Raw genomic sequence first — 10,976 nt, 5'->3', positions numbered from 1 at the left:
GATGGCTCTATGGGAACGTAAGCCTCCTCGAGGTCTTATTATCCACTCTGACCGCGGCAGCCAATATTGTTCCTATGATTATCAGAAGCTCTTAAACCGTCATGGGCTTGTTTGTAGCATGAGTAAACGGGGCGATTGCTATGATAATGCTGCTATGGAAAGTTGGAACCACAGCTTTAAAGTTGAAGCAATTCATGGGGAAAAGTTTGCAACAAGAGCTACAGCTAAAAATCATATATTCGAATACATTGAAATCTATTACAATCGGAAACGACTCCATTCCATGTTGGGTTATCAAACACCAGCAAAATTTGAAGTCAAATTGGTCGCTTAGCAATGTGTCCTATTTTCCCGGGCAAGATCAATCGAGTTATTTATATGCGGGTATCTACAAATCATGAGAACCAAGCTGATAAGTCTTACAGATTTATTGATGAGAATTCAGCCGAGGGTAAAAAAATTGAAAATATTATTTATAAGTATCAGCAATATAAAAAATTAACACAAAAGGAAGTAATAGAAATTATTAGAAATCGTGGACATAAAAATTTTAGCAGAACAATCCATAAAAATTTGTGGAGAGGATTATGGAAAAATGCAAAAAATCGGAATGATAATGCAAAGAAATATGGGGAGTTAGTAGTTAACAATCAGTGGCTATGGTACGAGGAAACATGGATTCCAAAGGTGTTAGAACTTATATCGCAAAATATTTGAAATGTAATATATTTATTATCATGTTATAAAGTTTGAGTAATTTTTTCACAATCACTTTAATAATTCTATTAAGAAACCAGGCTACTTATGTAGGATTTAATGATTTGAATATTTTGGTTCGTATCTAATACTTCTAAGTATTTTGCAGTTACTCTTGAAAGAAGTTCGAGACACTTCAAAGCGTCTGAATCCAAGGAAGTGTGATCATGTCCCCAGTGATGAAAATATTTTTTCCTGGTTTCATGAACTATTAATAAATCTTGATAATCGTTTTGAGTAATAATATTACTGCAATAAAGCCATTCAAGTCGTAATTGCTGATTCATAGCATCATAAAAATTATTTTTAGCTATATGTTTATTAATTTTTCCTTGCTTCTCTTTTGATAATTTAGCAACTACCAAAGGATCTTTTAATTGTATTTCATTAATGATGCATAAAAAATTACATATCATTTCACCATGCATTGCACAAAGTTCAATACAAGCCAAAGTTTCATCGTAGCTATAACAACGCTTTGCACTTGCGAGAGGATTGATTAATTTTGTTTGAATATCTTCGTGCGCGGAAGCGATACTAATATTTGTCATTTTATCGCAAGCGGAAACATATCTACTTAATATTGATCTTGTCAGTTCTTCTGGCTTAATTTTAAAAAAATGTGCCACATGCTTACTTATTACATCTTTGGGAAGGGCCAAAATATTATCAATATCAGCTAATTCAATCTTATAGCCAATAGGATTGATTGAAACAATAACTTGTTGATTCATATAAGTCCATAGAGTTAATAATTATCCCCTATCATTATAGAAGCAGGACAAAGGGTTTTCCTCTGCTCAACCTAATGGTGGGTGGGGTGCTTGGAGTTTGGCTGTTACTATGACAACGGCATTCACGATGAGCTGAAGATCTTAGATATTTTTAACGCTACAGATTAAGGTTATTGTCCGTATATTTTACCTCAAATTTCGACACGTAAAATTTAAGATTGGATTGAACTCCGACAAAACCTATACTGGTTTTATACACCAGGGCAAGACTCGAACTTGAGACCTAATGATTAACGGTTAGTAGGTTAGGAAATTTCCGAGATATATGACAATGAAATAGCATAAAATACAAATTAGAATCATAGTCACACCTTCCTCTTTGGCAGGGGAATTCTCATCTTATAAAGTTCACCTCCATTAACAATTAAGAACGCTTGCCCTTTGGGCAACGAAACAATGTCATCAACTCCAATCATGGGAACAGATGATGCCTGAATTCTATCTTCATTGGTTGTATTAAAGTAAACGCCATCAATTCCATGGGGGGTATCGTTAACCATTGAAACCTGCGTATGTCCAACAACTCCTACTTGGGGTAATATTTTGACGAGTAAATTAGCCGTTTCTTCGTTTTTAACACGCAGCATAATTAAAGTATTAAAATTTCCCTCAGAAACTTCCGCTTTTGCTTTTGAACCAAGAGCTACTTCCATATCTTGGATAGTCTGAGCATAAGCTGTAACCTGAAATCCAGCGCCACCGGCTTTATTAAGTATTTTAACGAACGAATCTTGGATAATTTCGGATAGCTCATCGCAATGTAGGTTAAGAGTGTAGCGTGCGTTGGGCTCTTTATATATTTTTCCTGCTGTTGAAACCAAATCGGACAAAAAGGCTTTTCCTACTGCCTGAGCAATATTTGGATTAGTGAGACTGTCTAAGCCGATATAGAGAACTTTTTTGTTTTTAATGATATCCATAAGCTCGATATCTTCAGGGTTTATTTTAGATGACAGAATTTTTGAGGCGTTACTTTTGTTGATCTCTGATAAAACCGGACCGACACTGGCTGTAATCTTGTCGTAATAGTGTTTATCCATGATGGCAGCATCGTAGAGATCAATTAGGATTTGATCGTGTAGAGCTTCTGCATTATTGTTTTTGATGGTTTTGTTAATGTGGTCTTTTACATATTGAATGACCGCCTGATGCCTTTCCATAGGGGATTTAGTTTTATTGTTTTTGCCAATCTTGCTGTCATGGTCTCCTATTATTTCTTCAAGTTGTTGATGGTAATCAGGGTAATGATTCGGGAGAATCGCATCAGCATAGGTCATGAGAAGCTGGTCTAGCCTACTGATGTAGAAAGCAATAGATTGGTATGTGATTGGCTGTTTCATTTCGTCGAGGCAAATAGCGACGATGTTAACGTATTTCCACGCGAATGCGGCAAATTGTTTACCTTCTCCTTCAGCAGAGATTGCATCGGTAATTCGAGTTGCGACTTCGCTGATTTGGTCATAGTTTTTAAGAGGATTGTATCGTGCGGATTGATCGGGAAAGCCTAGGTGGACTATTTTAAAATCCTTAGTTCTCTTTGATACTTCGCATGCAGCAACCATATCGCGAACCAGTTCCTGATCACCTTTAGGATCTACCACAATGACTGCATCGCCATTTCGTATGTCCTGATTAATCAAGATGCTCGCTAGTCGAGTTTTCCCCACTCGAGTAGTGCCAACTACAAAAGTATGGCCGACGCGAACTTCTTGAGGAATATAGACCGGTTTATCTTCTTCACCAACACCATGGAGAAAAGGGCTTCCTCCGACTGGCGGATCGGGCCTGAATGGGTTGAGTTTTGAGCGGCAATTTAGCAATTTAGTTACTCGATTATGCTCATGGTTCTGGCAAAACCGCCTTATCTTTTGATAGCAATAGCCTCGCTGCATAAACTTTTCGTTTTTGACTTGCTTGATTTGGTGTAACTTTTGCGTATGGCTTGGTCGCCAGCGAAACCCTTTTCCAAGGAATAACCAGTTTTTAGATAAAGGAATTTCTGAAGTGGATAGGGCATAAGTAGGCATAGCCAATAATCGATGGTGGTAACGTTTAACCTTTATTGCTTGCCATGCTCTGTAAGATCCAGGAATTAATAAAGTGATAGCTGCATAGAAACTAATACTTTCTGTTAGTAGAAAAAGATGGGGTTGGCAATAAGCCAGGAACGCTAATGAAAAACAGGTGATTGCAGACCAGGCTTCTGTCGGTTCTCGTAATAGGTTATTGATTGGATAGTCTTTCATGTCATTCTCCATAGCATAACCGTATCCATAAAGAGGAAAATGCTCAGTAGATACCAGCGTACTTTGAGAGCCAAATTTAATTGTTCGATACTAATTTTACTTTGGGTTTGTAAACGAATAATTAATTTGGGCCATAGAAATACCAAACCTAGATAAAATAGTCCGTGTAAAATAAGAAACCATAATTGATTATCCGCCAAAGACCTTTGCCACTGTTGAAGCAGATTGCTATTGATAAACCAGGGTGCTGCTATAACCAATACCAGAATTGGCAATAGAGTTTGAGTTAATACTATAATGGCTGAATGGATATAATTTTTAATCATAGGGATAGCTCCAAATGAGAAAAGTAATTCGCTTCTTGGCTATGGTTCTTAATGCTCTTGTTGGTATTGAAGAAGAGAAACCTGCCACGCGTTATATGTCTGTTTATGAGGCTCAGGAAAAACTCGATGCAGGCTCGATTAGCATGCGTGAGTACAATGAGGCTTTCGAGCGTAAGGAAGTGATTTAAGATTTTCATTTAAGACTTCCTGCGGCAATTTTAACTCCCGTTTTAGCGATTTGCATTCCAGATTGGCTCATACTTTCGCTGTGTCTTTCAGCGCCACTAAGCAAATCCATTAATCCTGCGCCTGCTTCTCCGCCAAAATGACTTGATAACCTTAATAGCAAAACTGGAGAGACAAAGTAGAATAGAACTGCCATATTCTTCATGGCGGCAATAGCATCACTTTCGCCCAGCGGATCGAGGACTGAACGTTCAATAAAACCGACAAGATGCCAGAGGTATTGCAGGAAAATAGCCATTACAAATAAAGCACATATACTGCCTAATGCTCTAGCGCTATAACAACTTAAAGCGAGTACCATCGGAGTTAAGACAATCAAAAAGAAAATAAAAAAAGCTTGCATAACTGGCAGGGTTTGCATAACAGATTCTCTTTTTAACGGTGTTGAAGTCCAAGATTTTGCCAATTGTCCTACATTAACCAGAGTGTGAGTGATAGCGGAACTGATCTTGCCATTGTTATTATTGATCAAACTATTTACTGAGTCTGTTTGCACATCTTTGCTTTCGCTAAGTAACATTTTTGCAATGAAATCTTCGGCGCTAATGTCTGCTTTCCAAGCTTTGGGGTGCTTTGTTTTGTACTGACGAACTCGTTCTAACATCGCATAGTAATTGAGGTGTCGATTAAAAAAGCTGGCCTTATTGGAAACCTCTACTAGATCTTTTTTGATTTTGTTCCACCATTGTTGACAGCTGGGGTATCCTTCTTCTGGCAGTTGTTCTTGAGGTATATCACCGCGGTTTGCGGCTTTTTGCAGATTTTGATTAGGTGCTTGATTAAAGGTAAAGCCAGGAACTGGCTGGCGTGCGTGAAGTTTGCTGTAATACATTTTTTGCAAAATTTTCGATCCCATCCAGTTTAAATCGTCTTCACCACCATAGCGTTTTAACATAGAGTCCAATTCGCTGCCTTCATGCTTTTCACTGTTAAATTGGGTTCTTGCTTCAATGAAACATTGTCGATGAAATTCCAAGGCTTGTTTGCGTACATCGTGAGGTAAATAAGTGGATACCAAATCGCCTTGAATGGATTGCAAACTATCAGTGCAACCTGTGACTTTCATAAGACTGTAAGTGAAAGAAGACATGAAATTTTGGATAATGGCAAAGCCGATAGGGATTTTCACTTGACTACCAAGCAAATCAGCAAAGGCTTCATCATAGGTTGTTCCGCTATCGCCAATCACTGCACTATTAGGATTTTTAAGTCCACATAAAGGCTTAAATTGCAGGGCTTTTGTTTCCAATGGAACGCAAGGATAGACAAAAAAACTGCAAATTAGGAAATTAATGGCCAATTCATAAAGAAAATTATTCAAGGCATGTTCTACCGCATAAAAAGCTCCAGCTGGATTGAGAACATTTTTAAGAAATCGATAGCCGACTGCCAGAAATCCTAAATACAAAAGTCCTGTTTGCCATAGTGCATTAAAAAGAATTTCGTATTGTTGCCATCCTAAATAAGTGGTGTAGAGGGACAAAGGATTAAAAACAATCATGATTAAGCCTCCTTGTTTTCCTTGATGTAAATGGCCCCATTTTTGACTGCTGGCTGCTCGCGATCTTTCCCTGGAATGTTTTTGTTTTGTGTTTGATGGCGTATGTCCATAATTGTGCCTAGCGTTTCGGTCATCATTTTTTTACGGACATCGTTTTCAAAAGCTAGAGAGTGAATATCGTCATTCAGTTTTTTTAAAGCAAAGAGAACCATATTCATGGCTGGTTTTAAGTTTTGCACCTCCTGAACTTGTAATCCTGCTTGCAAGACGCGCCGCATCATCAGTGCATTATCAAGCATGTTTTGCACAGCAATTTCTTCGGCTAGTTTGGAAACGGTAAGTAATTGTTCTTCTTTGGGTAAATGCTGAATAGTAATAATAACTTCATCGGTAATCAGTAAATTGGAAGCACTTACTTTGTGTAAATTTTCTTCGGTTAATCCCCAGCTACCATTGACTAAATTCCATAAAGCTTTAGCAATATTCTGGCTGCAGGTATTCGCGTTTGCACAGCTTTGCAATAATGCGGAGAGCCCCATGCCTGCTTTCGCATCATGGTTTGGTTTATTTTCATTCGTGCTGACCTGAATATCTCCTAAAACTTTAGTGGCCCAATTTGCAGCATCAGTTGGTGTGGGCCAGGTTTGTGTCAGGGGAGTTTTTATGCTGGGTTTATCTAAAGAATCGAGGGGTTTTCTTTCTAATAGAATGTTATAACCTGCGATTACAACATCGTTGATAACCTTAATGGGCCTTTGGAATTTCCCTCCCGCATTGCCTTTTTCACCGCCAATCCAAGGTAACCCATATTCATCGCGTTTTTGTGCAATACTTTTAGCTGTTTCAGTGACATCCACATTTTCTTTTTTTGCTCTTTGCGCCGCCTCTAACCAACCTTGGCTATCGGATACAGACAAAATCCCTTCAACAGGCGATTGATTTTGTTCAAGTGCCTGTTTTACTTCCTGGCAGTCTTTGACTTTTAGGGTAAATTCGTTATGCGCTAGCGAAGCGGTATTTTGCAAAACATTATAGAGTGCAGGCATAGACTGTTGGAGTTTATAGAGTGGGTATCCTGCAACCGACCCTTTTAAATTATTAATGACACCAGCAGGTATGTTGAGCGCTGAATTTTTCATGTCTTGAAATGTATTAGTAATAGAAACTACTGGATTAAAACCACTACAAGAAAAGCCCATACGTCCATCCATGTCAGCCCCAATGCTGATGGTTTGATCTTTATTTACTGGTGGAATAAATAAATTGGATGTACCACCTAGCTCATAATAATAATCGGACTCACTGGGCATGAAACTTCCAGCTGTAGTAAGAGAGGGTATGAACAAGGTAAGAATAAGGGATTTTTTCATAGCATCATCCTATCGTTTTTGGGGTTTTCCTACTTTGGGGAAGGTAAGCGATTTCACAAGTTTTCCTTTGTGTTGGACGCATCCACGATATTTGCGCCATAACACAAAGACATAATTACCATTGCCGGCTTTTTCATCGTCTAAGCCAAAATCATCTGCATCGCCTGGGTTAATGTTGCGATTGATAGGATAAATTTCTTGCCAGATGACTTTGCTGTTTTTGGGGTCGTAGATAGCATTAGCGACAACACAATTTTGACCGCAGGAATTAGTAGTTGATTTAGTGACATGCAGAGGATTTTCATTGGTAACAATATCGGCTGCATGCATGGCTGTTACTACTGAAGCACGAAAATTATAAGGATGGGTAACGCGCATTAATCGCGGAATTTCTGGCCCCCAGCTGTGAGTAGCAGTGCCTATATCATGATTGATAAGTAGGTAAGGGTGAGTTCCCATATAGAAAATTTCAGCGGCTTCTGTCCTGTCCATTACTGCATCGGCTTCCGCAAGATAATAAGGTACGCCAAATCCTGTTTCGGCTTTGTGAGAGAGGAAGGGAAAATTGTAAAAATTGCCAGGGCTACCAATGACGTTAACGATTCTAGTTCTTTCGTCATTCATATGCAGATTGGTTATTTGCCCACTATCATTTCCAAAACCCAGTTCAAACCCTGTTGCTGCTTTATAGGCTTTTTGGTACACAGTTCTACTGGCTGAGTTTTCGTACAAAAACCTGACTTCAAGCCAAGGATTTTCTTCTGGTTTGTTGCTTACGGTGATTACTAAGTCAGGTAGGAATTGTTCAATGGACGGGGTAATCACGATTTTGGGTGGAAAATGGTTGGTTCTCCAGGTGCAAGATCCAATGATTTTGTAATGACTGTTATGAAGCAGTTTTTGCAGAACGCGTGCGGCTATGGTGAAGCTATTTACCGACTGAGGAGGTTTAGTACTTTCCAATGCCCACAAGGAATTAGTCATAAAAATAAGCCCTGCTATGAGTAGTGACTTTGGGTTGCTCAAGTTTTTTAGCCATGATCTCCGCAGCGTCAAGCACACCATGTTCTTTCTCCAATTCGTTGCGAGCAGCCTTTTCATTTTTTTCGGTCATTAACAAAGCCAGCAAATAGCGGGGTGGAATGACGCGAAATAATCCTTGATAACGAGAGCCAAGCAGTACGGCTTCGGAATATAAGCCCTTTTGTGAATCTATATCCCTAATGAGTGCTTCCTGTTGGGGTGTAAGCGTTTTAAATTTTTTAATATTTGCTAATTCATTCTCATCCAGACCTAAGGCAATCCAGGTCTCGATCAATGACAAAATCTTAGTGGCTTTGGCAGAACTCATGTCGGCAATATTTTGAGTCAAAGGAATCAGCCATAACCCCAGTTTTCTTGCGACTTTGGCAATTAAGGTGGCGTAGGAAACAATGACGTCAATTTCAAATTGTAAGTGAGCTTCATCAATAATGAGGAACATGGGTCTGGGATCATTTTGAGTTCGCTCCGCCATAGCCAAAATCCTAGGTAATAACGAAACCATGACTAAAGCAAGCTTTCCTCTGTCATCTTTGATTGCAGAAATATCGATATGAAAAATATCAAAATCATCTAGCGGTTCAGTGGGTACATTAAAAAACCGCGCTTTAGAGGAGTTGATGACATAACTTTTCAACCGGTCAGCCATATCTTGTAGCCGTTCTTTTTTACGAGGTATTGTTTCTGAAGTAATGCGTTGTTCAAAGGCTTCCAACACATGTTCGGTGAGCATTTGTGGGATGCCATTTTGAGCAGACTTATAAATGGCATCGCTTAAAATTTCGATGAGTAAAGTTTCATCTGCCAGCGTAAAATTTTCTTCTTCGCGGACATTAGCTTCAGTGATCATAGTACGTAATGCCAGAGCCAGCTCAGCTAAATAAGAGCGCGATTCATTTTGACAATCGAGTTCTTCCTTAGAGGCCGGTAAAGATTGTTCTTCTTTCAGTTTTTGTAATGCCAAGGCGACAGTGTTGGATTGCTCGCTGATTTCAGGTAAGGCTTTGTAAGCATCACAGAAAGGATTGAGCGGAATTGCTTTGTCTTTCTGATTGGATAACAACAGTTGTCTGGCTTGAAGCCCATGTTTTTGGCAGTGCATTAACATGCGATCAAAGGAGTTACCCATTTCAAAGAGAACAATGCGGGCATTTTTCATGGCGAGGAGCGATTGGATCATCCATCCAATTAAGACTGATTTTCCCCCGCCAGAGTTGGCGAAAATAGCACAGTGAGAGTTTTGGCTAATAAAATCATGGTGCAATAAATCAAAGAAAACCGGTTCACCCAATCGATTGAAAAAAGGAAAACAGGGGAGATGCCTAGCGCCTTGATTCCGACCATAGACAGGAAGTAAGGCAGCTAATTCAGTAGCATACATTAACCGATCAAAACACAAGTATTTGCGTGCGTAATGAGGATTAAAATTGAAAGGTAGAGCATTTAACCAAGAATTAAGTGGGTGAATATCATAGACTGAATCAATCAATGGCATTTTGGCTTCATTAAAAATGGAATGAAGTTGTTTTTCAATGTTTAGAGCTTCTTGATCATCTTTAGCTTGATAAAAAACAGCTTGATTTACCCAATAGAGACGATTGCCAGTGCTTAACTCATTTCGAGCAGTTTTAATGTCATCTCTAACTTCTTGTGGTTTTAAGCTAGTACCCACAATGCCTTTTTCTAACCGAGTTAAATGAGCATCTAGAGTGGCATCATGGCTGAAAACGACCTGAATGGTGTAAATACTTCCTTGGGGTAATGTATCTAATAGGGCATAGCGGTGTTTAGGATTTGCTTGTTGCCGCTCACGCGATACTAAGCCAATAACAGGGGCTTCTTTAAGTCCATCCACATATAAAATTCTTTGCTTTACACCTTCAAAAATGAAACCTTTGTCATCACTTTCTGGTGGTAAAAATAAAGTATTTTGAGTCAGGTTAAATCCTGCAGGTAGAGGATCAGGGTAGGGATATTGATCGAGCAACTGAGCTGCTGATTTGGGATTGAACCAGCGAACCCACCACTGATAGTAATCTTCGCCTCCCATTCGTTTCAGCTCCAATCCAGGGGATCGCAACTTGCTTTCGATTTGACTTAAAATCTCTTGATGTTCTTGCAAGGCGAGCTCGCGTGAAAGATTGCTTTGCTGCAGCTGACGATAAAAAAGTACGCGAATGCGACGTCTACGGCCCCGATAGGGCGATCCGGTTTTCGGATCGAGAAACAATCCCTGTGGCTGGGTCATTTTGCGATAAAGATCTTGCAAGCGTTGCAAATAATCCTGAGTTAAAGACCTATCGCGCAAATTTGAAGGGACTTGATTTCTAACATGGGTCAATACTGAATCAAGACAATATTCATCTTGGACAAACATTTGCATAACCCAGGGATCCACTGGATATAGGGGAACAACTGACGCAAAAGTATCACGAATTTTTTTAAAGACTGCTTGCAAATATTCTGGAGCAGCAGCTTCTGCAGGAATATCTCCTAGTTCAAATCCAGAACCGAAGCTTTTCCCATCGGCAAACAAAAAAACTTGTTCCTGTTCGTTAAAATCAACGACAGCAAATTGATCAGCAAAGGAAGGCAAGGGATCAGCATATCCTTTTTGAATTTCTTTTTCTTTCACTGCTTGAGTGTTTGATTCACCTAACAACCATTCACTGACAGGTTTAAATAATGACTTCATG

General features: G+C 39.2%; 10 protein-coding genes. 3 read left to right on the top strand and 7 right to left on the bottom strand.

Annotated features, from left to right (window positions below):
- Both B5D33_RS14790 and B5D33_RS14785 read left to right on the top strand, forming a co-directional pair.
- Nucleotides 1-334: IS3 family transposase (locus B5D33_RS14790; RefSeq protein ID WP_078767492.1), on the top strand; the 334-nt coding region annotated here is incomplete at its 5' end.
- 44 nt (nt 335-378) lie between these two features.
- A complete protein-coding gene (locus B5D33_RS14785; protein ID WP_058452849.1) occupies nt 379-717 on the top strand; it encodes a hypothetical protein in 339 nt (112 codons plus the stop codon).
- 68 nt (nt 718-785) lie between these two features.
- On the opposite strand, the gene B5D33_RS14780 is transcribed toward B5D33_RS14785, so the two are convergent.
- The 3 genes from B5D33_RS14780 to B5D33_RS14770 form a co-directional block, all read right to left on the bottom strand.
- Nucleotides 786-1,490 carry a hypothetical protein gene (locus B5D33_RS14780; RefSeq protein WP_058452850.1) on the bottom strand — a complete coding sequence of 235 codons (705 nt, stop codon included), beginning with the start codon at nt 1,488-1,490 and terminating at the stop codon, nt 786-788.
- A 365-nt stretch (nt 1,491-1,855) separates the two neighbouring features.
- On the bottom strand, nt 1,856-3,796 hold the full coding sequence (gene traD / locus B5D33_RS14775) for a type IV conjugative transfer system coupling protein TraD (protein WP_058452851.1): 1,941 nt from the start codon (nt 3,794-3,796) through the stop codon (nt 1,856-1,858).
- Entirely contained in the window at nt 3,793-4,122 is a 330-nt protein-coding gene (locus tag B5D33_RS14770; protein ID WP_058452852.1) for a hypothetical protein, read from the bottom strand. Before B5D33_RS14770 ends, traD begins: the two co-directional genes overlap by 4 nt.
- 14 nt (nt 4,123-4,136) lie before the next feature.
- On the opposite strand from B5D33_RS14770, the gene B5D33_RS16695 reads away from it, so the two are divergent.
- On the top strand, nt 4,137-4,310 hold the full coding sequence (locus B5D33_RS16695) for a hypothetical protein (RefSeq protein ID WP_165481453.1): 174 nt from the start codon (nt 4,137-4,139) through the stop codon (nt 4,308-4,310).
- 5 nt (nt 4,311-4,315) lie between these two features.
- Here B5D33_RS16695 and B5D33_RS14765 read toward each other — a convergent pair whose 3' ends face one another.
- Genes B5D33_RS14765 through B5D33_RS14750 form a run of 4 tightly spaced genes read right to left on the bottom strand, consistent with a single transcriptional unit; the run spans nt 4,316 to nt 10,975 of the window.
- Nucleotides 4,316-5,869 (bottom strand): conjugal transfer protein TraG N-terminal domain-containing protein, encoded by a 1,554-nt coding sequence (locus tag B5D33_RS14765; RefSeq protein ID WP_058452853.1) that lies wholly within the window; start codon nt 5,867-5,869, stop codon nt 4,316-4,318.
- A gap of 2 nt (nt 5,870-5,871) precedes the next feature.
- Nucleotides 5,872-7,239, bottom strand: a complete 1,368-nt coding sequence (locus B5D33_RS14760) for an integrating conjugative element protein (RefSeq protein WP_058452854.1) — start codon at nt 7,237-7,239, stop codon at nt 5,872-5,874.
- 9 nt (nt 7,240-7,248) lie between these two features.
- Complete coding sequence (locus B5D33_RS14755) at nt 7,249-8,223, bottom strand: TIGR03756 family integrating conjugative element protein (RefSeq protein ID WP_058452855.1); 975 nt, start codon at nt 8,221-8,223, stop codon at nt 7,249-7,251.
- Nucleotides 8,216-10,975, bottom strand: coding sequence for a conjugative transfer ATPase (locus B5D33_RS14750; RefSeq protein ID WP_058452856.1), 2,760 nt, complete (start codon nt 10,973-10,975; stop codon nt 8,216-8,218). The genes B5D33_RS14755 and B5D33_RS14750 overlap by 8 nt, the downstream gene beginning before the upstream one ends.
- Nucleotide 10,976: the final 1 nt, after the last annotated feature.

The sequence above is a fragment of the Legionella maceachernii genome, assembly GCF_900167045.1.
Classification (GTDB): Bacteria; Pseudomonadota; Gammaproteobacteria; order Legionellales; family Legionellaceae; genus Tatlockia; species Tatlockia maceachernii.
The sequence above is the reverse complement of the archived record's forward strand: the minus strand, read 5'-3'. Positions and strand labels throughout refer to the sequence as shown.

Excerpts from the sequence above, each read along its gene's own strand:
- B5D33_RS14785 (WP_058452849.1), top strand. The coding sequence starts at position 379 with ATGCGGGTATCTACAAATCATGAGAACCAAGCTGATAAGTCTTACAGA.
- B5D33_RS14780 (WP_058452850.1), bottom strand. The coding sequence starts at position 1,490 with ATGAATCAACAAGTTATTGTTTCAATCAATCCTATTGGCTATAAGATT.
- traD (WP_058452851.1), bottom strand. The coding sequence starts at position 3,796 with ATGAAAGACTATCCAATCAATAACCTATTACGAGAACCGACAGAAGCC.
- B5D33_RS14770 (WP_058452852.1), bottom strand. The coding sequence starts at position 4,122 with ATGATTAAAAATTATATCCATTCAGCCATTATAGTATTAACTCAAACT.
- B5D33_RS16695 (WP_165481453.1), top strand. The coding sequence starts at position 4,137 with ATGAGAAAAGTAATTCGCTTCTTGGCTATGGTTCTTAATGCTCTTGTT.
- B5D33_RS14765 (WP_058452853.1), bottom strand. The coding sequence starts at position 5,869 with ATGATTGTTTTTAATCCTTTGTCCCTCTACACCACTTATTTAGGATGG.
- B5D33_RS14760 (WP_058452854.1), bottom strand. The coding sequence starts at position 7,239 with ATGAAAAAATCCCTTATTCTTACCTTGTTCATACCCTCTCTTACTACA.
- B5D33_RS14755 (WP_058452855.1), bottom strand. The coding sequence starts at position 8,223 with ATGACTAATTCCTTGTGGGCATTGGAAAGTACTAAACCTCCTCAGTCG.
- B5D33_RS14750 (WP_058452856.1), bottom strand. The coding sequence starts at position 10,975 with ATGAAGTCATTATTTAAACCTGTCAGTGAATGGTTGTTAGGTGAATCA.